The sequence below is a fragment of the Pseudomonas sp. JQ170C genome (assembly GCF_035581345.1).
In the GTDB taxonomy this organism is placed as follows: Bacteria; Pseudomonadota; Gammaproteobacteria; order Pseudomonadales; family Pseudomonadaceae; genus Aquipseudomonas.
On record NZ_CP141608.1, the window covers coordinates 2,079,055 to 2,101,754 of the forward strand.

The 22,700-nt window shown below is 60.6% G+C and carries 31 protein-coding genes; 29 read left to right on the forward strand and 2 right to left on the reverse strand.

Annotation, left to right across the window (positions count from 1 at the left end):
• Positions 1-187: 187 nt before the first annotated feature.
• Complete coding sequence (locus U9R80_RS09775) at positions 188-892, reverse strand: LexA family transcriptional regulator (RefSeq protein ID WP_301841480.1); 705 nt, start codon at positions 890-892, stop codon at positions 188-190.
• 97 nt (positions 893-989) lie between these two features.
• On the opposite strand from U9R80_RS09775, the gene U9R80_RS09780 reads away from it, so the two are divergent.
• The 5 genes from U9R80_RS09780 (at position 990) to U9R80_RS09800 (ending at position 5,670) form a co-directional block, all read left to right on the forward strand.
• Complete coding sequence (locus U9R80_RS09780; RefSeq protein WP_301841478.1) at positions 990-1,214, forward strand: transcriptional regulator; 225 nt, start codon at positions 990-992, stop codon at positions 1,212-1,214.
• A gap of 126 nt (positions 1,215-1,340) precedes the next feature.
• On the forward strand, positions 1,341-1,829 hold the full coding sequence (locus U9R80_RS09785) for a phage regulatory CII family protein (protein ID WP_301841476.1): 489 nt from the start codon (positions 1,341-1,343) through the stop codon (positions 1,827-1,829).
• Positions 1,822-2,034 (forward strand): TraR/DksA C4-type zinc finger protein, encoded by a 213-nt coding sequence (locus tag U9R80_RS09790; RefSeq protein WP_301841474.1) that lies wholly within the window; start codon positions 1,822-1,824, stop codon positions 2,032-2,034. Before U9R80_RS09785 ends, U9R80_RS09790 begins: the two co-directional genes overlap by 8 nt.
• Positions 2,031-4,796 (forward strand): bifunctional DNA primase/polymerase, encoded by a 2,766-nt coding sequence (locus tag U9R80_RS09795; protein WP_301841472.1) that lies wholly within the window; start codon positions 2,031-2,033, stop codon positions 4,794-4,796. The genes U9R80_RS09790 and U9R80_RS09795 overlap by 4 nt, the downstream gene beginning before the upstream one ends.
• Before the next feature lie 295 nt (positions 4,797-5,091).
• A complete protein-coding gene (locus tag U9R80_RS09800) occupies positions 5,092-5,670 on the forward strand; it encodes a hypothetical protein (RefSeq protein ID WP_442964946.1) in 579 nt (192 codons plus the stop codon).
• 137 nt (positions 5,671-5,807) lie between these two features.
• On the opposite strand, the gene U9R80_RS09805 is transcribed toward U9R80_RS09800, so the two are convergent.
• Positions 5,808-6,170, reverse strand: coding sequence for a hypothetical protein (locus U9R80_RS09805; RefSeq protein ID WP_301841470.1), 363 nt, complete (start codon positions 6,168-6,170; stop codon positions 5,808-5,810).
• Positions 6,171-6,220: 50 nt separating this feature from the next.
• Here U9R80_RS09805 and U9R80_RS09810 point away from each other — a divergent pair, with 50 nt between their 5' ends.
• From U9R80_RS09810 to U9R80_RS09925, 24 genes are all read left to right on the forward strand, one after another.
• Positions 6,221-6,568: a phage holin family protein gene (locus U9R80_RS09810; protein WP_301841468.1), complete on the forward strand. Its 348-nt coding sequence runs from the start codon at positions 6,221-6,223 to the stop codon at positions 6,566-6,568.
• Between the two features lie 211 nt (positions 6,569-6,779).
• Complete coding sequence (locus U9R80_RS09815; RefSeq protein ID WP_301841467.1) at positions 6,780-7,304, forward strand: terminase small subunit; 525 nt, start codon at positions 6,780-6,782, stop codon at positions 7,302-7,304.
• A gap of 43 nt (positions 7,305-7,347) precedes the next feature.
• Positions 7,348-9,234: a phage terminase large subunit family protein gene (locus U9R80_RS09820; RefSeq protein ID WP_301841465.1), complete on the forward strand. Its 1,887-nt coding sequence runs from the start codon at positions 7,348-7,350 to the stop codon at positions 9,232-9,234.
• A 12-nt stretch (positions 9,235-9,246) separates the two neighbouring features.
• Entirely contained in the window at positions 9,247-9,462 is a 216-nt protein-coding gene (locus tag U9R80_RS09825) for a hypothetical protein (RefSeq protein ID WP_301841464.1), read from the forward strand.
• A 2-nt stretch (positions 9,463-9,464) separates the two neighbouring features.
• A complete protein-coding gene (locus tag U9R80_RS09830) occupies positions 9,465-11,069 on the forward strand; it encodes a phage portal protein (protein ID WP_301841463.1) in 1,605 nt (534 codons plus the stop codon).
• 2 nt (positions 11,070-11,071) lie between these two features.
• Positions 11,072-12,292, forward strand: coding sequence for a S49 family peptidase (locus tag U9R80_RS09835; RefSeq protein WP_301841462.1), 1,221 nt, complete (start codon positions 11,072-11,074; stop codon positions 12,290-12,292).
• Positions 12,293-12,304: 12 nt separating this feature from the next.
• Complete coding sequence (locus U9R80_RS09840; RefSeq protein WP_301841460.1) at positions 12,305-12,655, forward strand: head decoration protein; 351 nt, start codon at positions 12,305-12,307, stop codon at positions 12,653-12,655.
• Between the two features lie 11 nt (positions 12,656-12,666).
• Positions 12,667-13,698 (forward strand): major capsid protein, encoded by a 1,032-nt coding sequence (locus U9R80_RS09845; protein ID WP_301841458.1) that lies wholly within the window; start codon positions 12,667-12,669, stop codon positions 13,696-13,698.
• A gap of 1 nt (position 13,699) precedes the next feature.
• Positions 13,700-13,882, forward strand: coding sequence for a hypothetical protein (locus U9R80_RS09850; protein WP_301841457.1), 183 nt, complete (start codon positions 13,700-13,702; stop codon positions 13,880-13,882).
• Between the two features lie 2 nt (positions 13,883-13,884).
• Positions 13,885-14,205, forward strand: coding sequence for a head-tail joining protein (locus tag U9R80_RS09855; protein ID WP_301841455.1), 321 nt, complete (start codon positions 13,885-13,887; stop codon positions 14,203-14,205).
• Positions 14,202-14,864 (forward strand): hypothetical protein, encoded by a 663-nt coding sequence (locus U9R80_RS09860; RefSeq protein ID WP_301841453.1) that lies wholly within the window; start codon positions 14,202-14,204, stop codon positions 14,862-14,864. Before U9R80_RS09855 ends, U9R80_RS09860 begins: the two co-directional genes overlap by 4 nt.
• Positions 14,857-15,387, forward strand: coding sequence for a hypothetical protein (locus U9R80_RS09865; RefSeq protein WP_301841450.1), 531 nt, complete (start codon positions 14,857-14,859; stop codon positions 15,385-15,387). The genes U9R80_RS09860 and U9R80_RS09865 overlap by 8 nt, the downstream gene beginning before the upstream one ends.
• Positions 15,384-15,965: a phage baseplate assembly protein V gene (locus U9R80_RS09870; RefSeq protein WP_301841449.1), complete on the forward strand. Its 582-nt coding sequence runs from the start codon at positions 15,384-15,386 to the stop codon at positions 15,963-15,965. The genes U9R80_RS09865 and U9R80_RS09870 overlap by 4 nt, the downstream gene beginning before the upstream one ends.
• A gap of 41 nt (positions 15,966-16,006) precedes the next feature.
• A complete protein-coding gene (locus tag U9R80_RS09875; RefSeq protein ID WP_301841448.1) occupies positions 16,007-16,213 on the forward strand; it encodes a hypothetical protein in 207 nt (68 codons plus the stop codon).
• Positions 16,214-16,219: 6 nt separating this feature from the next.
• Entirely contained in the window at positions 16,220-16,546 is a 327-nt protein-coding gene (locus U9R80_RS09880; protein ID WP_301841446.1) for a GPW/gp25 family protein, read from the forward strand.
• Entirely contained in the window at positions 16,543-17,523 is a 981-nt protein-coding gene (locus U9R80_RS09885; RefSeq protein ID WP_301841445.1) for a baseplate assembly protein, read from the forward strand. Before U9R80_RS09880 ends, U9R80_RS09885 begins: the two co-directional genes overlap by 4 nt.
• Positions 17,520-18,242 (forward strand): phage tail protein I, encoded by a 723-nt coding sequence (locus U9R80_RS09890; protein WP_301841444.1) that lies wholly within the window; start codon positions 17,520-17,522, stop codon positions 18,240-18,242. The genes U9R80_RS09885 and U9R80_RS09890 overlap by 4 nt, the downstream gene beginning before the upstream one ends.
• The gene (locus U9R80_RS09895; RefSeq protein ID WP_301841443.1) at positions 18,239-18,925 is read left to right on the forward strand and encodes a phage tail-collar fiber domain-containing protein; all 687 of its coding nucleotides are present in this window, start codon (positions 18,239-18,241) and stop codon (positions 18,923-18,925) included. The genes U9R80_RS09890 and U9R80_RS09895 overlap by 4 nt, the downstream gene beginning before the upstream one ends.
• A gap of 6 nt (positions 18,926-18,931) precedes the next feature.
• On the forward strand, positions 18,932-19,687 hold the full coding sequence (locus U9R80_RS09900; protein WP_301841442.1) for a DUF1565 domain-containing protein: 756 nt from the start codon (positions 18,932-18,934) through the stop codon (positions 19,685-19,687).
• Between the two features lie 12 nt (positions 19,688-19,699).
• Positions 19,700-20,164: a hypothetical protein gene (locus U9R80_RS09905; RefSeq protein WP_301841441.1), complete on the forward strand. Its 465-nt coding sequence runs from the start codon at positions 19,700-19,702 to the stop codon at positions 20,162-20,164.
• Positions 20,165-20,229: 65 nt separating this feature from the next.
• Positions 20,230-20,541 (forward strand): hypothetical protein, encoded by a 312-nt coding sequence (locus tag U9R80_RS09910; RefSeq protein ID WP_301841439.1) that lies wholly within the window; start codon positions 20,230-20,232, stop codon positions 20,539-20,541.
• Positions 20,542-20,631: 90 nt separating this feature from the next.
• Positions 20,632-21,798 carry a phage tail sheath family protein gene (locus U9R80_RS09915; RefSeq protein WP_301841436.1) on the forward strand — a complete coding sequence of 389 codons (1,167 nt, stop codon included), beginning with the start codon at positions 20,632-20,634 and terminating at the stop codon, positions 21,796-21,798.
• A gap of 12 nt (positions 21,799-21,810) precedes the next feature.
• Positions 21,811-22,320: a phage major tail tube protein gene (locus U9R80_RS09920; RefSeq protein ID WP_301841434.1), complete on the forward strand. Its 510-nt coding sequence runs from the start codon at positions 21,811-21,813 to the stop codon at positions 22,318-22,320.
• A gap of 11 nt (positions 22,321-22,331) precedes the next feature.
• The gene (locus U9R80_RS09925) at positions 22,332-22,634 is read left to right on the forward strand and encodes a phage tail assembly protein (RefSeq protein WP_301841432.1); all 303 of its coding nucleotides are present in this window, start codon (positions 22,332-22,334) and stop codon (positions 22,632-22,634) included.
• The last annotated feature ends 66 nt before the right edge of the window (positions 22,635-22,700 follow it).

Sequence of the window (22,700 nt, forward strand, 5' to 3'; positions counted from 1 at the left end):
CGGGATGGATGAGAACTGCTTCTGATCCTTTGTGCTGTGCTGATTTCATTGGTCCGTGTCCTTATGTGAGAGGATGACACGGGCTGAAATTAGCAAAAGCTAATTAGTATATCAATAGCAAATGCTAAATTAATTTGGCGTGGCTGTGCCCCAGCGATTAAACCGGTAGATCACAGCGAGAAGGGGGCTATAGCTTTTTTGTGTTCCAGGCGAGCAGTACACGCGCCTGAATATGCATCCTGTCGATCATCGATTCGTCGATGGTAATCGGCGGGTAAACGGGATTGTCTGAAATCATTCGCAGCACACCGCCGGTCAGCCGCTGGAGACGTTTGATATAGAGGTCTCCGTCTAGCGTGAACACGTAAATGGCGTCGGTTTTGACCTCAGTAATGCCGCGATCAACGAGCAGTGCATCACCATCTACGAACGTCCCGGACATGCTATCGCCTTCGCCCGTGATGATTGCGAGATTGTCGATCTTCGAGAAGGTGAGGCCCTGCATCCTGAGCCAGTCGAGGTGAACCGTCATGTCGCGGATCACTTCAATGTGCATTCCTGGGGCTACCTTGCCGTGCCCCATTGAGGCTGCGATGTCGAGGTACGGGAGAAGCACAAAATTCTTGTCCTTTGCTGACCGCTTCGGCATCTGCACCACATTGTCCGGGGCTGCGAATGTGGGCTCCTCTAATGGAGGAGATGTCAGCGTCCCTGCTTTGAGCCCGATCTTGACCTCGAGATTCAGTGCAGCTTTTTCCCCCAGCTTTCGGTGGCCGTTCAGCAGTTGTGACAGGTACGACGCGTCCAGGTCGTGAGCCTCGGCGAATTCCTTCTGGCTCAGAGTGCCCATGATCTTGCGGAGTGAGGCGATACGCCTTTCGTTTATGTCCATGCAGCGATGATTGCTTTCCGTTAGCAAACAGTAAATTACGAGTTGCTATTGTTTTGTCAATTAGCAATTGCTAATCTCGCCACCCATGGAGGTGTCTATGACGCTTAGCGAGTACTTGAAAACGATGGACAAGGAAGGGCTTGAGGCTTTCGCGCATCGCTGCGGAACGTCCGTTGGCCAGTTAAAGCAGGTGGCCTACGGTAACCGGCGCGCTAGTGCAGGTCTGGCTGTTTGCCTGGATCGAGAAACGGATGGCGTGATTCGTTGCGAAGCACTCCGGCCGGACATCGATTGGGCGTATCTGAGACAAGCAAAACATTAGGGTGCTGGACTGGGGCCTCTCACCTCCCCAGCCCAGCTACGACGACGCACAGCACAGTACGGTCGTGGCTGTAGGATAGGGCCTACCCTGTCTTGTGGCTACACCGTAAACCGAGGATTTACGGTTATGAGTCGCATTGATCTACTACCGGGCGCTGGCCCGGTCCTCACCTTGCGGCAAGCGCTCTACCGCGCAGGTCGTGACTACCATGGCGGTATCACCAGACTAGCCTTCGACATGGGCCTAGAGGTGGATACCCTGCAGAAGAAGCTCCACCACACCGAAGAACGCCGCTGGCCGACGCCGGATGAGCTGGAGGAAATCATCCAGTGGACGGCGGATCCAAGGCTGCTTGACGCCCTGGTCCGTCCAGCTGGGGTTGTGTGGTACCGCCCTGAGCCAGTACCGGCGACCAATGATGCGCTACAGGCTGTTGCGGGGCTCCTCGATGAGTCCGGCAAGTTTGTCGGCAGCTTGCATGATGGTGCTTCAGACAACATCTGGACCCTGCCTGAAGTTCTCGACCTGGAGAAGTGCGGGATGGATGTAATTCGGCAGGTGCTGGCCATCATGGCCGGTGCCCGTCAGGCCATGGAGGACCGCGCCAATGGCTAACCTTCCAGATCCGCTCGACGTGGCAAGCGAGCAGGCCGAGTACTTCCTGCAAATGGCGCTTCAGCGCCATACGCAAAAGCCCAGCAAACCTAGCGCCCAGTTCTGTGAGGACTGTGACGACGCTATTCCTTTGCTGCGTCAGCAACTGGTCTCTGGTTGTGAAACCTGCGTGAGCTGCCAGGAGCTACGGGAGCGGCGTAGATGAGCGAGCCCAAAGGACATTCGATTGCTGCGTGGGCGCGGCGCTATATCGAAACTTTCGGGCTTGCCCTGGTACCCGTTGAGCCAGGAGAGAAGGGGCCCAAGGGGGGCGCCTGGAACAAGCCCGGAGGTTACTTCACGGATGTCGACGCGGCCGAGGCGTTCTGGGCTGCTCATCCAACTTACAACGTCGGCGTAGTGCTTGGTCCAAGCCAAGTGTGTTCGCTCGACGTTGATGAGGTGGAAATGTCGCGGCGGGTTCTAAAGGAGGCATTCGGGTTGGACCTTGATGCGCTTGCCGCCGCCCATCCAACCACGGTGGGTAACCCGGCGCGTTTCCGCGTTATGTTTCGGGTGCCAGCGGGCATTGAATTGAGTCGTCGTTCGCTCACTTGGCCTAACCAGGCTGACCCTGATGGCTCGATTCTGAAGGCTCTTACCGCGCAGGTGGTGGCAGCCAAAAAGACTGGTGACGCGGGCAGGGTAGCTGTGCTGCGTATGGCCGCTGAGCCCTTCAAAAGGACCACTGTGTTCGAACTGCGGGGTGGTGCTGTTCAAGACGTTCTGCCGCCATCCATTCATCCTGGTACTGGTCAACCTTACACTTGGCGCAATCCACCCTCACCTGAGGGTATGCCCGAGCTGCCAGCTGAATTGTTGGCCATTTGGCTTGGGTGGGATCAACTCAAGGCCCAGGCGCAGTCAGTGTGTCCTTGGGCGCCTAAGCCTACAGCTGCTCCGGCTCTTCCTGCCACGAGGCCTCACTTAGCTGAACGTTCCGGTGATCGACTGCCAGAGGTCATTCCTGAGTTCAACCGCTGTCACGACATCGCAACGCTGATCGAGGCCCATGGCTACGAGCGTAAAGGTGACAAGTGGCTGTGTCCGCACAGCAGCAGTGGTGATCCGGGAGTGACCATCATAGATGGCAAGCTTTATTCGCATCACAGCTCCGATCCGCTTGCCAATGGTCACAAGAACGACGCTTTCGACGTTTTTTGCATCCTGATGCACGACGGTGACCAGCGAGCTGCGACCAGGGCGGCTGCGAAGGCCCTCGGTTTGGATGTTAAGTCGCGCCCACCAGCCCCACCGCCTCTCGGCGAGCTTCCCCGTGCCCCATCGGTAGATGAGCCTACGAGCTTGCCAGCCCCGGAGTGCGGTGCTGAACAGATTGAAGACCTTCCCCAGGACGCATCGAATAGCAACGCAGCCAGCTCGGCCAGCTTCTCGGGCGAAGGGGGCGCGGGGGGTGATGCTTTGGACATCGACGGCGCGATGCGGCGGTTCGCCCTGGTCGAGGGCACCACCAATGTGTGGGACTTCGACAAGGTTAAGCCGATGAAGCGGACCGGCTTCGAGGCCCTGGTTGGTAAGCCGCTCGCGAAGGAATGGATGGAGCGGACTGACAAGAAGTTGATCGCGTCGGAGAAGGTCCAAGAGCTCGACCAGGCACGGCGTCTGTCGGCCAAAAAAGGCGCGGCGTTGAAGATGGACCCTATCGAGCGCTACGTGTACATCGACGGCACAAAGGACGTTTGGGACCGTGAGAAGAAACGGCGCATCGCTGAAGGCGCCGTGAAGATGGCCCTGGGCGAGGAGTACAAGTGGTGGTTGAACAGCCAGGATCGGCGAGTGGTGGACGTCGACCATATTGTGTTCGACCCGACCATGCGGAAGGACCCGAATGTTTACATCAACACGTTCGACGGGCTGCCCCTGGAGCCGGTGCGTGATGACGCCGCGTGCGAGAACCTGCGGTGGCTGATCTCATTCCTCTGCAACCATGACAACAAGGCGCAGGAGTGGCTGGTCAAGTGGCTCGCGTACCCGCTGCAGCACATGGGGGCTAAGATGGACACCGCCGTCTTGATGCATTCGATCATGGAGGGTTCCGGCAAGAGCCTGCTGTTTGCTGATGTGTTCGGCCAGCTGTATGGCCAATACGCGGCAACCGTCGGGCAGACGCAGCTGGAGGGCAGCTTCAACGCTTGGCAAAGCCGCAAGCTGTGGGCAGTGTTCGAAGAAGTCGTCAGCCGGGATCAACGCTACAACCAAGTGGGTAAAATCAAGCACATGATCACCGGCAAGACGGTGCGCATGGAGTCCAAGTTCATCAATGGTTGGGAAGAAGCCAACCATATGAACGCGGTCTTCCTGAGCAACGAAATCATGCCGTGGCCGATCAGCGACGCTGACCGCCGGATGCTGGTGATGTGGCCGATGGAGACGCTTCCGGTCGAACGCCAGAAGGCGATCAGTCATGAGCTTGCCAATGGCGGGGTGGCTGCGTTGTATGGCTGGCTGCTGGCCGTGGAGCTGGGCGAGTTTGACCAGCGCACGCGGCCACCTGACACCGAGGCTCGTCAACGGTTGGTTGCCCTGAGTCGCACGGCCTGGCAAACCTTCCTTTTCCTTTGGCGAGCTGGCGAGCTGGGGCACGGCCTATGGGGTTGCTGCCTCACCAGCGATCTCTATGCACTGTTCCTCGAATGGTGCTCACGCAACAAGGAGCACTCCATGAGTCAGACAAAGTTCTCGCTGATGATCAGCGCGACGGTGGAGAAGACGCGGGCTATCCCCTGGACCGATGGCAACAACCGGCGGTTTGCCGCGTTCTTTTTTCCCAGTGACGGCGATCCCTCCCTTCCCCCTTCCTTGAAGTCGGCCGAGCTGGGCAAGAACGTCGTTGAGTGGCGTGCTCGGGCAAAGCTCGCAGGCTGGAACGTCGACGCTTGGGAGCACGTTAAGGGGATCGCGGCATGAGTGCGTCAGTAAGTGTGGTGGGTGTGTTGGGTTGGTGTTGGGTCCGTTTTGGCAGGCCAACACAGTCACAAGCAACGGAATCAGCAGGGTGGCGGGAATCCGTGGCGGGTGTGGTGGGTTTGCGGACGCGCACGCGCGCAGGCGTCTTTTTTAGTGGCGCCGCTGAGGGTGAATATAGACTCCATGCGAATCCTCAAAAACTCAACAAACCCAACACACTCAACACAACTATTAGCAATCAATTGATTTTATTAAGTTTTCACTGTGTTGGGTTTGTGTTGGGTTGTGGGAATTCGTGTTGGGTAGTGATTTCGGAGGGGTGGCAATGATGGGCAGGCAGGAAGTGCGCTCAGAGCACCTGGTGCATCTCATGCTTCATCGGGCTGAGATGGCGGAGCTCATAGATCAGGCGGAGCGGCTGCGCTTGATCGGCGAGCTGATGGGGCATTGGGGGCAACAACGCGCCCAGCTGGGTCTTGATGCTGGCCTTGGTAGCCAGATGGGCAGCATCATGGAATGGAAAGGGGCTGCACCCCGAGGCGGATCATCTGGGGCGCGCATCCTGGTGGCTGGAGCGGGTCTCGATCATGCAGCTGCAGAGGTCGATGCGGCGGTCGCTGAATTGGAGCGTCGCGACCAACGTGGTGCAACGCTGGCTAAGCTGGCCCAGTTTCGTTACCTCCATAGCGCTACGATCCGTGAACAGATGCACCAAGTGGGGCTTGCCGAAGACGCTGATCGGACATACCGCAACTGGGTTAAGGCGCTGCACCTACAGGTGTTTGCCATCTTGGCGGCTAGAGCCGGGCGGGTCCGCGAACAAACCGTTCGTCGTGTCCCCATGCGACTTGTGTGCAACATTGATGCTACATAGACGCCACATTACGTAGTACCGAAAACTGTCCCTTTTCGGTTTTTCCGGTGGCATGTAAAAAGGCGTCACGATATGAAAAGTGCGCTTAAGTGCTGACAAAGCCCCACCCTTCGGTGGGATTTATCGTTTTAGTCTATTCAGGTTTGCGCCTGCATTGGGAAGTCCTTTTTCACGATGTCCTTAAGCCAGAACACCAACAGAACCATGCCGAAGAAAAAGTAAGAGGCGGCGTTCCAAATGTTCATCAACAGGATGAGGATGTCTCCCCGGGTCGGCGCTGTATCTGGAACACTGAAAAGATAGATCTCCCAACAGTTTGCCGCAGAGCAAAAAAACGCCATCAACACCGGGATTACTTTGGTCGAGTGCTCCCATATCGAATTCACGACCTTCCTCAGTTCAGCCCGTTGCTCGGGCTTGAGCGCTATGCAGGCCACCAGAATTCCGAAAAGAGTTCCGATCGTGCCGAGTGCGCCAAGCACAGCCATGAAGATGTCCATCACTTCACCTCACAAAATTCATCGATATCAGAAGGATATTGGAGTCTCGTATGACCAATGAGCAACAAGCGTTAATTGAAATGCCGATCTGGATGGTGGTTGTGCTGTCCCTGGTCGGTGGCGTGTCGGGCGAGATGTGGCGGGCTGATAAGGCCGGTGTTCGAGGCTGGGGATTGCTACGGCGGATTGCCCTGCGGTCTGGTGCCTGCATCGTCTGCGGGTTGTCGACCATCATGCTTCTGTACTCGATGGGGGTATCGATCTGGACAGCGGGCGGTGTTGGGTGCCTGACCGCGATGGCAGGTGCCGATGTGGCGATTGGTCTTTATGAGCGCTGGGCAGCGAAGCGCCTGGGCGTCTGCGATGTGCCGCCGACGAGCGGTGGTGCTGGTCAGTGATCGGGGCGCAGTCGTGGCAGGGGGCGGGGACCCTGGCAAATATCGCCGCGTACGGGGCTGGGAACCCGCGCCTACGACCCAGCGGGTGGGGGCGGTGCTTAGTGAAATCTGGGTCCTCCCCCTGGGCCGCCCCCTACACGGGTACGGGGACTCGCGGTTTCCCTGTAGCTGAGAATTCAGCAGGGATGTCCGTCTTTTCAAGGACTTAGCGATGGGCAAGACAGTCAGCAAGCTCGAACTAGGCGAGATCGTTGGTCGAGACGAGCGCACATTGAGCCGGTGGCAGAAGGATGGAATGCCGGTGATCGAGTTCGGGGTTGGGCGTGGCAACGAGAACCAGTACGACACCCAGGCGGTGATCGAGTGGCTGATGCATCAGGCTGCGCTGAACGGCAAGAAGGAAACCACCCGTGACCGGCTTGACAGGTTGCGCGGCGACCGAGAGGAACTGGCGTTGGCCAAGGACTTGGGTGGGGTCGTGATTGAGGCGGAAATGGTCGAACGTTTTGAAGGGGTGATCACCGCCGCCAAGATCGAATTGCTCAATACCCTGCCGGATGAATTGGCAGCTACCTTGTCCGCGCAGTACGGCGTCGAAGTCGACGAGCAACTGATCCGCGAGCCCATCGAACTAATACTCAGGAGGTTGTCCGCGTATGACGAGGATGACGATGATCCCGAATGGGATCCTGACGAGCCGGACGATGAGGAGGGCTCTGAAGAAGACAGCGATTAAGGGCATCCGCCGAGCGTGTCGAAAATGGGCACCGCCGCCGCGCATGAGCATCATCGAATGGGCAACCAAGTACCGTTATCTATCGACAGAGGAAGCGGGCAAGCCGGGGAAATATCGGTTCGATGTCACCCCTCACCTGGTGTGGCCGGGCGGTCCTCTGGAAGCACTGGACGATCCGAACGTGTTCGAGGTCGTTGGTCGCAAGTCCGCCCAGGTGGCGTGGACATCGGGTGTCATGGGTAACGCCATCGGCAAGTGGATCGACCTCGATCCGTCACCGATCCTGATCCTGTTCCCCAAAGCCGAAGCAGCGAAACAGTACGTCGCGGAGAAGCTGGAACCGATGATCGCGGCGACTAAGCGCCTGCGCAAGAAGGTCGATCTACGCAGTCGCAAGCTCCAGCAGCGCCAGGACTTCAAGCGGTTCCCTGGCGGGTTCCTCAAGATGGTTGGCTCCAATAGCCCAGCCAGCGTGAAGTCCACCCCCGTGCCAAGGGTGGCAGTTGAGGAGCCGGATGACTGCAACCTGAACCTGCGGGGGCAGGGGGACAGCATCAAGCTGGCCAAAGAGCGTCTCAAGACGTTCCGGCGTTCCAAGATAATTATTGGAGGCACGCCAACCATCAAGGGGCTGTCGGCGATTGATGCGGAGCTGGAACTGTCTGACAAGCGCGTTGGGTTGGTTCCTTGCCACGGTTGTGGCCAATCGCATGCGCTGAGCTTCGAGCATCTGCACTGCGATGAAGATCCGAGCTATTTCCATGAGGTGTATGGCAAGCGTCGCCCTGAAACGGCGTATTACGCCTGCCCTCATTGCGGCGAGATCTGGGATGACCACCAGAAGAATTCCAACCTCCAGCACGGTCGCTGGGAGGCTACCGCCGAGTTTCGGGGTATTGCGGGTTACATCCTGAATGAGCTGTATGCCACGTTCCACGGCTCGCGCTTTGAAGTGCTGATGGAAAAGAAGCTCCAGGCCGAGCATGCCGCGTCGAACGGCAACCACGGCCCCATGATCGCGTTCACCAACAGCCAGATGGGCGAGTGCTACGAGTACAAGAGCAACGCACCCAAGACCGATGAGTTGGAGAAACGTGCCGAACCTTACGCCGAGATGACCGCGCCGAAAGGTGTGCTGTTGGTCACTGTAGGGGTGGACGTACAAGGCGACCGCCTGGCTCTGGTGATCATCGGCTGGGGCAGGGGGGAAGAGTCTTGGCGGTTGTACTGGGGCGAGTTGGAGGGCAATCCGATTGATCCCCACGACCCAGTGTGGACTGAACTCGACAAGATAATCGCCACTCCCATCACTACCGAGGGCGGCGCGCAGCTCGCCGTTTCGGCGGTCAGTGTCGACAGCTCTGACGGCAATACCAGCGATGCGGTGTACACCTACGTGCGGGATCGGCAGCGCTTCAACATCATGGCGATCAAGGGCGCATCTATCGACAGCCGGGATCGCGAGATCTTCACCAAACCGGCCCTGTCGGCGGACACCAGTCAGGACAACACCAAGGCTGCCAAGTACGGCCTGCGGGTCTACATCGTTGGCACTCACAAGGCCAAGACGCTGATTGATGGCCGTATGCGGCTCTCGGGGAGCGGGCCCGGCCGGATGCACTGGTACAGCGAGATTCGCGCTGATTACTACGAGCAGGTGACCAACGAGGTGCTGGCACCGCACCCGCGACAGCCAAGCAAGATGGTTTGGCAAAAGAAAGCAGGGCGGCGCAACGAAGCCTTGGACTGTGAGGTGTACGCCTTGCACGCGGCGCGCAGCCTCAAGACTCACCTGCTGCGCGATCACGAATGGGACCAACTGGAGCAGCAACAGCTGCAGCCCACCCTCTTCAACACAGAGCAGGCGGTAGCGCCGGTACCCCGCCGCGCAGTGACTCGCGGACGTGGCACTCGGAGTCGCGTCAGCTAATCGAGGTTCACCATGACAGAAGCACAACAACGCCTTGCGGAAGTTCGGGCGGCGATCTCGGCCGTCCTGAAAAACGGCCAGCGCCTGCGTCGGGCGGACCGTGAGGTCCAGATGGCCGAACTCAACAGCCTGCGCTTGCTGGAAAAACAGTACTCCGAGCAGGTCGCCGCTGAGGCGGCAGCGCTTCAGCGCCGTGGCCGCAACCGCGTTTCGTACGTGAGGGTTTGAGCATGGCCTTCTGGAAGCGCGAAAGCGCAGCAGATCTGCTGATGCGCGAAGCCTTAAAGCTGGCCAAGGCTACGGTGGGCGACCAACAGATCGTTGCCCAGGGCGGTGGCGGTGGGGTGGAAACGCGTTGGCGTGGTGCTTCACGTGTATTGCGCAGCATGGCTAGCTGGCTTCCTGGCCTTGGTAGTCCACGGCGAGACTTCAACCAGTGCGAACGGCGGATGTTGGTGGCTCGCTCGCGCGATGCCATGCGTAACCACCTGATTGCCCGTGCGGCGATCACACGGCTGCGCACCAATGTGGTCGGCACTGGCCTGGTCTGCCGCGCCCAGGTCGACCACGCGGCGCTCGGCATCAGCGAGGAGGCGGCGGACGACTTGAATGGCGAGCTTGACCGCCTGTGGTCGTTGTACGCCGACGACCCACGGGAGTGCGATGCCGAGGCCACGCTCAACCATTATCAACTTCAGGCGCTGGTGCTCGTGTCGTCAATGGTCGCGGGTGATGTGTTCGTGGCCAGCCCGGACAAAGAACGTCCCGGTTGCATCTTCAGTACCCGCCTGCAGTTGATCGAATCCGACCGGGTCAGCAACCCGAATACCGGGCTTGACCGGGCCGACCTGGTCGATGGTGTCGAGTTCGACGAACTGGGTTCACCTGTGGCTTACCACGTTTGCACGGGGTATGTCGGTGAGCACCTGGCGGGCAAGAACCTGACCTGGGAGCGGCTGAGCGTGTTCGGTGCTGAGACAGGCCGTCGCCGTGTGCTGCATGTCTTGGCGGACAAGGAGCGGCCAGGCCAGAAGCGGGGTATGCCGTACTTGGCGCCGGTGCTCGAGCCCCTGCAGAAGCTTGAGCGCTACGCCAGTGCCGAGCTTATGGCGGCAGTGATCTCGGCCATGTTCACGGTGTTCATTAAGAAGAGCAGCGACTTCCAGTCAGGCAACTTGCCAATGAGTGCCCTGGCTGAGGAACAACCCAATGGGGATGACACCAGCGACGGCGAGTTGGCCCTGGGCGAGGGCGCCGTGGTTGACCTCGGTGTGGGTGAGGAGCCAGTGGTGGCCAACCCTGGGCGACCCAATGCCCAGTTCGATCCGTTTTTCACCGCCGTGGTGAAAGAAATCGGCGCCGCGCTGGAGCTGCCGCTGGAGGAGCTGTTGCTGCATTACAGCAGCAGCTACAGCGCTGCTCGTGCCGCGATGCTGCAGGCCTGGCGCTTCTACAGCCTGCGCCGTTGGTGGCTGGCCTGTGACTTCTGCCAGCCCAGCCGCGAGCTGGTCATTGATGAAGCGGTCGCCAGGGGGCTGATCGACCTGCCGGGCTACAGCGACCCAGCCAAGCGTAAAGCCTACTGCCAGGCCATCTGGATTGGCCCTGCGCGGGGAGCCATTGATGAGCTCAAGGAAGCTAACGCAGCCGGTAAGCGCATCGAGATCGGCGTCAGTAACGAAACGCTGGAAACCGCAGCAATGACCGGCGAGCCCTGGCAGCAGGTGTTCCGTCAGCGTGTACGCGAAGTCGATCAGCGTCGAAAACACAACCTGCAAGCCCTGCCAAAGAGCGGGTTGGAAAACCCGCCTGACCCCAAACCCGAAGAGGAATAAGCATGCCGCGAGCACTTGAGCTGGCTGCCTCGCAGCCTTGGCTGATGCTGCCCGACGCCCTGGACAATTTGCTGGCCATCTCTGATCGCATGGGCGATCCGATGGCGCTGGCGACCAAGCGCGGCGAGCGGCTCGAAGAAACCCGCAGTGTGAGCCTGCGCAACGGCGTGGCGGTGGTTCCGGTCATTGGGCCGATCTTTCGTTACGCCAACCTGTTTACCGAGATCAGCGGTGCGACCAGCACCCAGGTCCTGGCCACCGACATCCAGCGGGCCCTGGACGATCCCAAGGTCAAGGCCATCGTGCTCAACATCGACAGTCCTGGTGGCGTGGCGTCGGGTATTAATGAGCTGGCGGAGATGATCTTCGCCGGCCGCTCCCGCAAACGCATCGTCGCGTACATCGGCGGCACGGGAGCGAGCGCAGGTTATTGGATTGCCTCGGCAGCCAGCGAAATCGTCATCGACGAAGCGAGCCTGGCGGGAAGTATTGGCGTCGTTGTCGAAGCGGTCGTCGAGAACGAATCCGCAAGCGGCCGCAAGCGCTACCAGATCGTCAGCCGTAATGCCCCAAACAAGCGCCTGGACCTCTCCACCGAGGAGGGGCGCAGCAAGCTCGGCGAGACGATCGACGCCCTGGGCGAAGTCTTCGTGAGCAAGGTTGCCCGCAACCTCAGCGTCGATCCCGAGAAAGTCCCCGAGATGGGCGACCACGGCGGGCTGCGCGTTGGAGCTGATGCCGTCAAGCACGGCCTGGCCCATCGCGTGGGCTCGTTGGAATCCCTGATTACTGAACTGGCCAAGCCGGCCATCACCTCTCCAAGGATACACACCATGACCACCGTCAAGACCACGGCCGAGCTGCGTACCGCACTGGCAGCCGGTGCCGATGCGAACACCATTGAGATTGCCCAGGCCGAACAGCTCGACGCTGCCTCGATCCGTACCGAAGCCGCCGCCACTGAGCGCGAACGCATCAAGGGCATCCACGCGCTGGCGAGTAAGGGCTTCGAGAAGGAAATTGAAGCAGCCATTGATAACGGCAGCTCTGTCGAAGCGACCGCACTGGTGATGTTCAAGGCCGCACAGGATCGCGGCATTTCATTGGCAGGCATCAAGAGCGATGCCCAGGGCGTCACCGGTACCACTCCCAAGGGCGACGGTCAGCAAGGTGAACGCAAGGCTGCCGTCAGCGCAATCGTTGCAGGCGCTTCGCGCCGTTAATTGGAGATTCCCATGAGTAACCCCGAACGTAAAACCTACCAGCCACGACAGTTGTCGGCGGGCGACTTCCCGATTGCGATGGACACCGGTGTCATTGCTGCTGGCCAGACCTTGAGCTGTGGCTCGGTCCTGGGCCAGGTCACGGCTACGAAGGAATACTTGCTGTGCAAGGCCGCTGCCGAGGATGGGTCGCAGGTGCCGACAGCCATTCTCGACCAGGACGTCGACACGGTGGGCGGTGCGAAGAGCGCCCCGATCCGCCTGACCGGCCAAGTACTGGGAAGCCAACTCACCCTCGGCGAGGGCCTGACCCTGGCCGCCGCGAAGGCCGCACTGCGTCCTCTCTGCCTCTTCATTCGCTGACCGGAGTCCCCATGACTGATATTTTCGACACCCTGACCATGCTGGAAGCCGTCGAGCAGATGGCAACGCCTCGACGCTTCCTGATGAACACCTTTTTCAATGGGGCCAACCCGGTGACCTTTGGCACCGAAGCCGTGACCATCGACATCGTCAAAGGCCAGCGGACGATGGCGCCGTTTGTTCACCCTTCGCTGCCGGGGAGCGTCTCGCTGCGTACTGGCTTCAGTAGCGAGACTTACACCCCACCGTACATTCAGCCCAAGCGTAAGACCCGTGCAGAGCAGATCCTCAAGCGCGCTGCAGGTGACAATCCCTATTCTGCCCGCACGCCGCTGCAACGAGCGGGTGAGCAACTGGGTCGTGACCTGGTCGAGCTGGATGACGAGATCACCCGTCGAGAAGAGTGGATGTGCGCTCAAGCGCTGAGCACCGGCCGGGTTCGTGTCGTTGGCGATGGTGTGGATGACACCATCGACTTTTTGATGGAAGACAGCCACAAGGTCACCTTGGCCAGCGGCCGTTGGAACACTTCGGACTCTGACCCCATTGCCAACCTGCGGCAGTGGAAGCGGCTGATCGCCAAAGACTCCGGGCGCACCGGCAACGTCGCGGTTCTTAGCGGTGAGGCGCAGGACGCGTTTCAGAGCAACGAGGCCGTGTTGAAACAGCTCAACACCCGCCGTGTTGATATGGGCCTGATCAAGCCTGAGCTGCTGCCAGACGGCGTGACTTACCTGGGTTACCTCAACGATCCAGGCGTCGACCTGTACGGGTATGACGAGTGGTACCTGGGCGATGACGGTGATGAGCAGCAGATGGTGCCTCAGGGTGGTTTGATCCTTGGTGCGACTTCGACGCGTAATGCGATGTTGTACGGCGCTATTCAGGACGTTGACGCCATCGAAAGTGGCCTGGTGGAAGCCGTGCGCTTCCCGAAAAGCTGGGTCACCCCAGACCCGAGCGCTCGTTGGCTGAAACTGCAGAGTGCCGCTTTGGCCGGCATGCTGGAACCCAATGCTTTCCTGTACGCAAAGGTGGTGTGACATGGCGGCGAAAATCGAACACGTCGTGGTAGATGGTTGTGTCCAGGACGGTACCAAGATCTACAAGAAGGGCGAAACGTACACACCACCGAACAAGGAGATCCTTGAGCTGCTGCTCGATGAAGGCAAAATCGCGCCTCGTGGGAAGCTCCCCGCCAAGGACGAACAAGACGACGGTGAGTGATCATGACCTTCCGTTCTCAAGTAGCAGCAATGGATACGCAGCTACTGGAGGTATTGGGTGATGAGGCACTGATCGAGGGTCGCAGCGAGCCGGTGCCGGGATTCATCTCGGTGCCTTGGCTGCAGCCCAAGTTCGGCCAGATCAAAACCGCCATCAGGGAGCCAACCTTTGCGGTACGCATTGCTGATGCAGTGGGTATCGCATCGGGGCAAAGTCTGAGCATTGACCTGCCTCCGGAGGATGGTGGTGGTAAGTACGTCATCGTCAAGCTGGAGCCGGATGGTACTGGCTGGGTCAACCTGGTCTTGAGGGAAGTTCGATGAGTATCGGTAGCTTCCACAAGCAATCATCCAGCTCAGGCCTTCTCACGCTGCAAGTTGATCAATCGGACCTGAAGGCATTCGCTGATTTTGCTGTGTTGGTCCCCAAGGCTGCGGTTGCGGCCCAGCGTCGAGCCATTAACAAAACCCTGCGTTGGTTGCGCACCCACATCGCGCGTGAGGTCAGCCAGCAGGAGCGTGTTGCGGTGAGCGCTGTTCGGCAGCGCTTGCGTGCTTACTCAGTCGGCAGCAATGGCCAAGGCAAGTTGTGGTTCGGCATCAACCCGATTGAAGCCAGTCGGGCAGGGCGGCCTCGGCAGACGCGTGCTGGGGTGTCGGTGGGAAGTCGCCGCTATCAAGGGGCGTTCTTCAAGAAGGTCTACGGCGGTCAACCCGATATCTGGATTCGCACCGCAAGCAAGCACTTCAAGCGCAGCGACTATCCCGCTAGTGAGGTGTCTGGAGCGGGAGGGGCCAGCTCGGGTTGGATCTCGGAAAATGACAGTCGGTATCCGCTGGCAAAAGCCAAGATCTCCTTGGATGACGTGCGTCCTCACTTCGACAAGTGGGTGCGCAAGGCTGACCAGCACCTTCTGAAGGTGCTGCACCAGGAGCTGAACTTTGAACTGCAGAAGTACCTGCGAGGATCCGTCCGTGTCTGAACCGGAATTCAGTCTTGAGTTGTTGTATCGCGCCATCGAGCATCACATTGCTCAGGCAATCCCCGGTCTGGCCTGTGTATGCACCATGCCGCATATGGCCGATCAGGTGGACTTGCCGGCGGCCGTTATCGAGCTTGTCGAGTTTGAGCCTGGTCAGGATCAAGGCACGGGTCAGACAGCGCTCATCGCACGCTTTGAGGTGCGCTTTATCGTTGGCAGCGAGGATGTTGAGAGTCACCAAAAGGTGGCATTCGCAGCGTCGCAAATGGCTGTGCTGCTGCGGATGCAGGAATGGGGCTTGGCCGTCGAGCGGGCGGAGTTTGTGCGCTCCTCTCAGGACTGGACCCGGCCTGAACTGGATGGCTACGCGGTGTGGGTTGTGGAATGGACTCAGGGCATCTACCTCGGAGAGGAAGAGTGGCCGTGGCCCAACCAGCCCCCTGGCAATCTGGTGTGGGGTTTCAGTCCTGATACCGGCCCTGGCAGCGAAGACAGCTATCGACCACCTGAGGCTATCTCATGAGCGCAGCCAGCTCGGCCCATGACCGAATGTTGGCTGGTTTGATCATTCCGTGTCGGGTGGTGGCGGTCGATCTGGCTGCCGCAAAGGTTCGCGTTTCCGACGGTGCTGGCTGGACGAGCGCTTGGGTGCGCTGGCATAGCCAGGCCGCCGGAAAGGCCAGGCACTGGCGAGCGCCGAGCCTGGGCGAGCAGGGCGCGTTGATCAGCCCGAGCGGGGAGCCTGCGCAGGGTACGTTTGTGCCGGGGCTGTATGGCAATGCCGGCGCCCAGCCCGACAATCGCGACCACGTTGAGGTGTGGCGCTTCGATGATGGCGGTTCGCTGGTTTACGACTGGCAGGCCAACGCCTACACAATCGAGCTGCCAAGCGGCACCGTCAGCATCAAGGTCGGTAGCACCGAGGCGGTGCTGACTGACGACGCGATCACAGCCAAGTCAGGGGCGGCCACCGTAGAGGCGGCCAACATCACCCTGACGGGCCAGGTGCAGATCAACGGCCTGTTAAGCGTAACTGGCGATATTTTCGGCGCCGGCAGGATTATCGACACCGGTGGCAACACAGCAAACCACAAACACTGACAGCCCGACTTGATCGGGCTTTTTCATGCCTGGAGAACAACATGGCTACCCCCAAGAAAACCGCCGACGCCACCGAGCCGGCGGTGCAAGTGACTTTCCGCGATACGACCTACACCTCCCGAGTACTGATCCTGGCCAACGAACGCCAATTGGCGGTCGCTGGCGGCCGGGTCACGGTGGCGGCGGATGACACCGAGGCGCTGCAGTTCCTGCAGGCGCACCCGGACCTGAAACCGCTGCAGGAGTAACTCGCCATGATCGGACTGGACCGCCGCACCGGGCAGCCCATTGCCGGCGTGGCGCACCTGCGACAGTCCATTGAGGACATTCTGACCACGCCGCTGGGCAGCCGGCGGATGCGGCCGGAGTACGGCAGTAACCTGCGCCGCTATGTCGACCTGCCGGTCAATGAGGGTTGGAAAAGTGCGGTACAGGCCGAAGTCGCCCGCGCCCTGGGGCGCTGGGAGCCGCGTTTGAAACTGGAGCGGGTACGGGTCACGGCGGTAGTCGGTGGCCAGATCACGCTGCAGTTGACGGGCCTGTACCTGGCTGAGGCGACCACGCTGGAGGTGCGTGCATGATTGACCTGTCCCTGTTGCCGCCGCCGGAGGTGGTGGAAACGCTGGAGTTTGAAGCGCTGTATCAGGAGCTGCTGGCCGATTTTCGCCTGCAGATGGGCGACCAGTGGACGGCGCTGTTGGAGTCCGACCCTATCGTCAAGCTGCTGGAGGTGGCGGCCTTTCAAAAAATGCTTGGTCGGGCGCGGGTCAATGACGCGGCCAAGTCCAGCCTGTTGGCCTACGCCCGGGGCAGCGATCTGGACAGCCGCGCCGCCGATTATGGCGTGCAGCGGCTGACCCTGATCCCGGCCGATCCCGACGCGGTACCGCCAGTGGCGGCAGTGATGGAAGGGGACGAGGCGTTGCGCTACCGCACGCGGCTGTCACTGGAGGCGCTGTCGGTCGCCGGCAGTCGCGGCGCCTATGAGTTTCACGGGTTGAGTGCGTCGGCCAGCGTGGCCAGTGTCTCGGTGGATTCGCCGACGTTTAAAGGCGTGCCGGTACCGGCCGCACTACAGGCGCAATTACCGGCCGGGGCGATTGTGCTGGTCTGCGACTACGCCGCCGGCCTCGACAGCCCGTTGCCGGGTGACGTGTCCCTGGCGGTACTGCCACGGCTCGACAGTCCGGTACCGGGCGCCAAGGTGGTGTCTGACGTGCAGGCAGCGCTGTCGGCAGAGGATGTCCGACCGCTGACGGATCGACCCCGGGCCCAACTGGGCCAGCCCAGCGTGTTTAACGTGGAGGCGGTACTGGAGCTGGATGCAGGGCCGGACCCGGCGGTGGTTCTGGCCGCGTCACGGGCCAGTCTGGATCGGACCCTGGCGGCGGCGCGGCGGCTGGAGGGGCAGTTGCCCCTATCGGCGATCTATGCCGCGTTACATGTAACGGGCGTGCGCCGGGTACGGCTGGCCCAGCCGCTGGCCGATGTGACCAGCGACAAGCGCCATTACCCCAGTTGCGGCAGCGTCAAGCTGACCACAGAGGTGATTGCATGAGTCTGTTACCACACAACGCTACCGATCTGGAGCAGGCCCTGGTTGCGGCCTGCGACTTGGGCATTGACCCGGAGCTGATCCGGGGCGTGGCCGACTCGGCACGCTGCCCACCCAACTTCCTGCCGTGGTTGGCCTGGGGCATGAAGGTCGAAGGCTGGGATGCGGCGGATAGCGAGGACCAGCAGCGGGCGTTGATTCGGGAGGCGATCCCGATTCACAAGACCAAGGGCACGGTTGGCGCTGTGCGTCGGGTGCTCAAGGCGGTGCGGGTCAATTCGGAATACAAGGAGTGGCACCAGATCCCCGGTGCCGCGCCGTACACCTTCCAGTTGACCGCCTGGGCCAACAGCAACCGCCCCGGCGAGGGCTCGATTCTGTCGCCGCAGCTGTATGCCCGATTGCGCGCCCTGGTCGACGCGGCCAAGAACGAGCGTAGCCACTATGACTTTCGCCTGGGGGCCGGCTTCGACGGCGGGTTGCGCCTGGGCAACGCCGCCCAGGTGCGCGCCGTCTATCGCCGCTCGGTGGAAGCCCAGGGCGTGCCGCTCGATCCGTCGTTACAGGGCCTGCAACTGGGCAACGCTACCAACCTGCGCTGCGTGATTCGACGGTCTGTCGAGGCGCAGGGCATTCCGATCAACGCTGAACAGGGCCTACAGATCGCTAACGCGGTACGGCTCCGCATTGTCGTGCGCGGCACGATGGAGGCTGTTCTATGAGCATCCCTTTGCAACCCCTCATTACCAAGGCCGGCTTGGCCGCAATCTGGCGAGCCGACAACACCGGCGTGTCGGCTGAGATTACCCACGTCGTCCTGGGCTCGGCGGGCTATACCCCGCGAACAGACCAGAAAAGCCTGCAGGCGCAAGTCGCCAAGTACCCCATTGCCGGCGGGGAGCGCCTGAGCAGCACGCAAATTCATATGACTGCTCTCGCCGACGATGAGCGTGCTTTTTGGGTGCGCGAGATAGGTTTCCTGCTGAGTGACGGCACCTTGTTGGCGGTGTGGTCGCACCCCACTGAGGCACTGACCTATAAGCCCGCTGATGCGGATTTGCTGCTGGCTTATGACGTGTCGCTGGCCGCGCTGCCGGCTGACAGCGTGACCATTAACAGTATCCCCGGCGGGCTCAACCTGACCTTGGCGGGGCCACTGGCGGCTCAGGCTTCGGCATTGATCGCCGAGCAACTGCGCGGCTTGCAGCAGCAGGACACTCTCGAAGGTCAGGCCAAGCAACACCAGATCGAAGGCCAGCAAATCGCCAACCTGATGGAGCGGATGAAGACCACCGAGAAGCGCCAAGCCGAAGACCACGATGGTCTACTAAGCGCGGTGGTCTGTAACGCGGCTGGGCTGATCGCCCTGCAAACCCTTGTTGTTCAACACATCCATGGAGCATAAGACGCTATGAGTCTTGAAACTGATGTTGCCAATCTGGTGACCCAAACCACCAAGTTGATCGACTATGTAAACGGCAAGAAGTCGGGCATTGATGCCGCTGTTGCCGCCGCCATTGCTGCCGTCCCTGAGACCACCCGCAACTGGTTTGTCGATCAGGTCAACGGCCTGGACACCAACCCCGGCACTCAAGCGGCGCCCTTCAGAACGCTCGGAAAGGCCATTGCGGCAACGCCGGCGAGTGGGGTTTGTAATGTGTCTCTACTTTCGGACTATGTCCTCGACAGTCAGGTGGCGTTGAACTGCACCATGCTTGTCCTGAAAGGTGAAGGTGGGACCCGAGTGCTGCGACCGAAGTATTACCCGAGCGTGGACTCGGTCACTGGCGCAACGGATAACCGATTGGGTGGATTCGTGTTCCAGCGCCAAGGTTCACAGCTGGAAATGCGCGAACTCAACCTTGCCCTACCGACAGCTGTGGGTGTGGTTCCGGCGCCGACGAACGCTCGTCTTAACAGCCTCTTTCGTCACTACGGCAGTTTCTCTGTGCCGCCGCTTATGGCAATTCAGATGAATACCGTCACAGTGACCAAGGAAGCCGGTTTTGTTGGCTCGCTGATTGGTGGTGGTTCTTCTTGCCTTGCGCTGGGCTGTGGCTCAGTGAGCTTCCCGAGCGATTTTGGCGGCTTCTACATCGAGGGCGTCCCTGCTGGCACCGCTGCCAATACGATTACTCGCCTGCTTACTAACCTGGCCACCCTGTAAGGATCTGTAGTGATGAAACTGACCGACCTGAGCTTTTCGTATAACGGCCAGCAGTATGTTGGCTTTGACTTTTCAGCGTTGCCGCTTGAAGTGGCGAAATTGGCCGCGAATGCGCAGATTGACCAAGCCGCCGACGTGGCCCGGCTCGCGGTGTTGGGCGACCCCCTGCGCGCGCTGGAGTACCAGACCGCTGCTGATGAGGCCAAGGTTTTTGCGGCGGCCAACTATGTCGGCGCGGTTCCACCCTCAGTTCAAGCCTGGATGGACGCGGCCCGGCTGGAGGCGCAGGCGGCCACCGACGGAATCTTGGCTGAGGCCAGCGCCTGGCAAGGTGCAATGTATGCGATCCGCGCTGAGCGTCTGAAAGGCAAACAAGCAGTGCTCCAGGCTACCTCTCATAAAGAGATCGAAGCACTGGCTGACATCGCTATGACCGACGTTCGCGATTGTATTGTGGGTGTCGGCAACGCTGCCTGATCCGGCCTTACCACCAACAATCCGAGGCCGCCGAGAGCGGTTTTTTTGTGCCTGGAGTAATCACCTTGAGTAAAACCAACTGGCTGCACGCCCTGGCGGGCCTGCTCATCATGGCCCTGGTCTGGGGCTTTCTGGCACTGTTCGGCGTTCCGGCCGGGCAGTGGGTCGGCGTCGCTGCAGGCGTCTTCTTTTTCCTGGGTCGTGAGTACACCCACGGCGAGCGCAAGCTGGCCCATGACCTGGCCCTGAACCTGAGTCACCTGCGCTGGTACGACGGTTTGCGTATCTGGCGTTGGAGTCAAGACGGCCGGCTCGATCTGCTGTTCCCCCTGGTCGCCTGCCTGCTGGCCGCACTGCTGGTGCCTCTGCTGCTCTGATCGGCCCCGACCGCCTGCAGCCCCGCCTGGGGCGCCTTCTTTCCCTTCTGGCCGCGCACGTCGCGGCCTTGTGCATTCTGGAGTTACTACATGGCTGGTTTCTTTCACGGCGTTACCGTAACGAACGTCGACACCGGTGCGCGCAATGTCGCCTTGCCGTCGTCCTCGATCATTGGCCTGGTCGACATCTTCACCCCTGGCGCGGATGCCACGGCGAAGGCCAACCAGTTGGTGCTGATCACCAGCGAGCGTGAGGCGATCGCTGCCTTCGGCCCGGCCTCGGCCATCACCATGGCTTGCCAGGCCATTTACCAACGCTCCAAGGCGGTGATTGTCGCCTGTGGCGTAGCCAAGGGCATCGACGGCGCCGCGCAGACCTCGGCGATCATCGGCGGCGTACAGGCCGACGGCACCCGTACCGGTCTGCAGGCGCTGCTCGATGGCAAGAGTCGTTTCAACGCCCAGCCGCGACTGCTGATCGCGCCCAAGCACAGCGCGACGCAAGCGGTCGGTACCGCCCTTGTGGCCCTGGCCGACAAGCTGCGCGGCCTGGCCATCATCGACGGTCCGAACACCACCGACGAAGCGGCCCAAGCCTACGCCGATAGCTTCGGCGCCAAGCGCGCGTTTCTGGTCGATCCCGGCGTCAAGTATTGGGACACCGCCACCAGTGGGACGGCCGACGCGCCGGCTTCGGCCTGGGTCGCGGGTCTGTTCGCCTGGACTGACAGCGAGTACGGCTTTTGGGCGTCGCCGTCGAACAAGGAGTTTGTCGGCATCACCGGCACCGGCCGTGCCATCGAGTACCTGGACGGCGACGAGAGCTGCCGGGCCAACCTGCTCAACAACGCCAACATCGCCACCATCATCCGTGACGACGGTTTCCGCCTGTGGGGCAACCGCACGCTGAGCACCGACCCGAAATGGGCGTTCGTCACCCGCGTGCGGACGATGGATATCGTCATGGACGCGATCCTGTACGGGCACAAGTGGGCGGTCGACCGCTCGATCACCGCGACCTACGTCAAGGACGTGACCGAGGGCCTGCAGGCGTTCATGCGCGACCTCAAGGCGCAGGGCGCAATCATCAACTTTGAAGTGTTCGCCGACCCCGACCTCAACACGGCCAGCCAACTGGAGCAGGGCAAGGTCTATTGGAACATCCGCTTTACCGATGTTCTGCCGGCTGAAAACCCTAATTTCCGCGTCGAAGTCACCAACCAGTGGCTGACCGAAGTCCTCGACAAAGCCGCTTAAGGAGCTGCACGCATGGCAATGATTCCCGAAACGTTGACCAACCTGAACCTGTTCGTGGATGGCATCAGCTTCCAAGGCGATGTGCCCAGCCTGACCCTGCCCAAACTCACCCTGAAAATGGAAGAGCACCGCGCCGGCGGCATGGATATGCCGGTGGAGCTGGATATGGGCATGGAAAAGCAGGAGGCCGGTTTTGTTACCACCGGTGTTCGCCGCGAGTCGCTGAAGTTTTTCGGCCTGGCCGACGGTACCGCGTTCAACGGCACGTTCCGTGGCGCCTTCAAGGGCCTGAAGGGCGAAATCACGCCGGTGGTCGTCACCCTGCGCGGCTCGCTGAAAGAGGTCGATATGGGCGACTGGAAGCCCGGCGACAAGTCTGAAATCAAGCACAACGTCGCTGTGACCTATTACAAGCTGGAGGTTAAAGGCCAGCTCATCTACGAAATCGACCCGATTGGCATGAAGCGTGTCATCAACGGTGTCGACCAACTCACTGCCCAACGTTCGGCCCTTGGCCTGTAAGGAAATCCCTGATGAGCAATGCAATCAAAATCCCGTCGTTCCTTAAGCTGGGCACTGACGCCGTTACCGTAACGCTAAGCAAACCCACTCAAGCCAACGGCGTAGAGGTCGATGCGCTGCGCCTGCGTGCCCCGACCGTGCGCGACATCCGCGCCGCCCAGGCGACCGCCGGCGGCGATGATGAGCAACGCGAAATGAACCTGTTCGCCTCCCTGGCCGAGGTCGGGCCCAAGGATCTGGAGGGGCTGACGCTCAAGGACTATGCCCGCGTGCAGGCCGGCTATTTTCGCCTGGTGCAAGACGACGAGCTTTGACCCCGCCATGCAGAAACTGGCAGCCAAGCGACTGGCTGCCGAACTGAACTTTTCTGCTGAAGAAAT

Excerpts from the sequence above, each read along its gene's own strand:
- U9R80_RS09775 (WP_301841480.1), bottom strand. The coding sequence starts at position 892 with ATGGACATAAACGAAAGGCGTATCGCCTCACTCCGCAAGATCATGGGC.
- U9R80_RS09780 (WP_301841478.1), top strand. The coding sequence starts at position 990 with ATGACGCTTAGCGAGTACTTGAAAACGATGGACAAGGAAGGGCTTGAG.
- U9R80_RS09785 (WP_301841476.1), top strand. The coding sequence starts at position 1,341 with ATGAGTCGCATTGATCTACTACCGGGCGCTGGCCCGGTCCTCACCTTG.
- U9R80_RS09790 (WP_301841474.1), top strand. The coding sequence starts at position 1,822 with ATGGCTAACCTTCCAGATCCGCTCGACGTGGCAAGCGAGCAGGCCGAG.
- U9R80_RS09795 (WP_301841472.1), top strand. The coding sequence starts at position 2,031 with ATGAGCGAGCCCAAAGGACATTCGATTGCTGCGTGGGCGCGGCGCTAT.
- U9R80_RS09805 (WP_301841470.1), bottom strand. The coding sequence starts at position 6,170 with ATGGACATCTTCATGGCTGTGCTTGGCGCACTCGGCACGATCGGAACT.
- U9R80_RS09810 (WP_301841468.1), top strand. The coding sequence starts at position 6,221 with ATGACCAATGAGCAACAAGCGTTAATTGAAATGCCGATCTGGATGGTG.
- U9R80_RS09815 (WP_301841467.1), top strand. The coding sequence starts at position 6,780 with ATGGGCAAGACAGTCAGCAAGCTCGAACTAGGCGAGATCGTTGGTCGA.
- U9R80_RS09820 (WP_301841465.1), top strand. The coding sequence starts at position 7,348 with ATGAGCATCATCGAATGGGCAACCAAGTACCGTTATCTATCGACAGAG.
- U9R80_RS09825 (WP_301841464.1), top strand. The coding sequence starts at position 9,247 with ATGACAGAAGCACAACAACGCCTTGCGGAAGTTCGGGCGGCGATCTCG.
- U9R80_RS09830 (WP_301841463.1), top strand. The coding sequence starts at position 9,465 with ATGGCCTTCTGGAAGCGCGAAAGCGCAGCAGATCTGCTGATGCGCGAA.
- U9R80_RS09835 (WP_301841462.1), top strand. The coding sequence starts at position 11,072 with ATGCCGCGAGCACTTGAGCTGGCTGCCTCGCAGCCTTGGCTGATGCTG.
- U9R80_RS09840 (WP_301841460.1), top strand. The coding sequence starts at position 12,305 with ATGAGTAACCCCGAACGTAAAACCTACCAGCCACGACAGTTGTCGGCG.
- U9R80_RS09845 (WP_301841458.1), top strand. The coding sequence starts at position 12,667 with ATGACTGATATTTTCGACACCCTGACCATGCTGGAAGCCGTCGAGCAG.
- U9R80_RS09850 (WP_301841457.1), top strand. The coding sequence starts at position 13,700 with ATGGCGGCGAAAATCGAACACGTCGTGGTAGATGGTTGTGTCCAGGAC.
- U9R80_RS09855 (WP_301841455.1), top strand. The coding sequence starts at position 13,885 with ATGACCTTCCGTTCTCAAGTAGCAGCAATGGATACGCAGCTACTGGAG.
- U9R80_RS09860 (WP_301841453.1), top strand. The coding sequence starts at position 14,202 with ATGAGTATCGGTAGCTTCCACAAGCAATCATCCAGCTCAGGCCTTCTC.
- U9R80_RS09870 (WP_301841449.1), top strand. The coding sequence starts at position 15,384 with ATGAGCGCAGCCAGCTCGGCCCATGACCGAATGTTGGCTGGTTTGATC.
- U9R80_RS09875 (WP_301841448.1), top strand. The coding sequence starts at position 16,007 with ATGGCTACCCCCAAGAAAACCGCCGACGCCACCGAGCCGGCGGTGCAA.
- U9R80_RS09880 (WP_301841446.1), top strand. The coding sequence starts at position 16,220 with ATGATCGGACTGGACCGCCGCACCGGGCAGCCCATTGCCGGCGTGGCG.
- U9R80_RS09885 (WP_301841445.1), top strand. The coding sequence starts at position 16,543 with ATGATTGACCTGTCCCTGTTGCCGCCGCCGGAGGTGGTGGAAACGCTG.
- U9R80_RS09890 (WP_301841444.1), top strand. The coding sequence starts at position 17,520 with ATGAGTCTGTTACCACACAACGCTACCGATCTGGAGCAGGCCCTGGTT.
- U9R80_RS09895 (WP_301841443.1), top strand. The coding sequence starts at position 18,239 with ATGAGCATCCCTTTGCAACCCCTCATTACCAAGGCCGGCTTGGCCGCA.
- U9R80_RS09900 (WP_301841442.1), top strand. The coding sequence starts at position 18,932 with ATGAGTCTTGAAACTGATGTTGCCAATCTGGTGACCCAAACCACCAAG.
- U9R80_RS09905 (WP_301841441.1), top strand. The coding sequence starts at position 19,700 with ATGAAACTGACCGACCTGAGCTTTTCGTATAACGGCCAGCAGTATGTT.
- U9R80_RS09915 (WP_301841436.1), top strand. The coding sequence starts at position 20,632 with ATGGCTGGTTTCTTTCACGGCGTTACCGTAACGAACGTCGACACCGGT.
- U9R80_RS09920 (WP_301841434.1), top strand. The coding sequence starts at position 21,811 with ATGGCAATGATTCCCGAAACGTTGACCAACCTGAACCTGTTCGTGGAT.
- U9R80_RS09925 (WP_301841432.1), top strand. The coding sequence starts at position 22,332 with ATGAGCAATGCAATCAAAATCCCGTCGTTCCTTAAGCTGGGCACTGAC.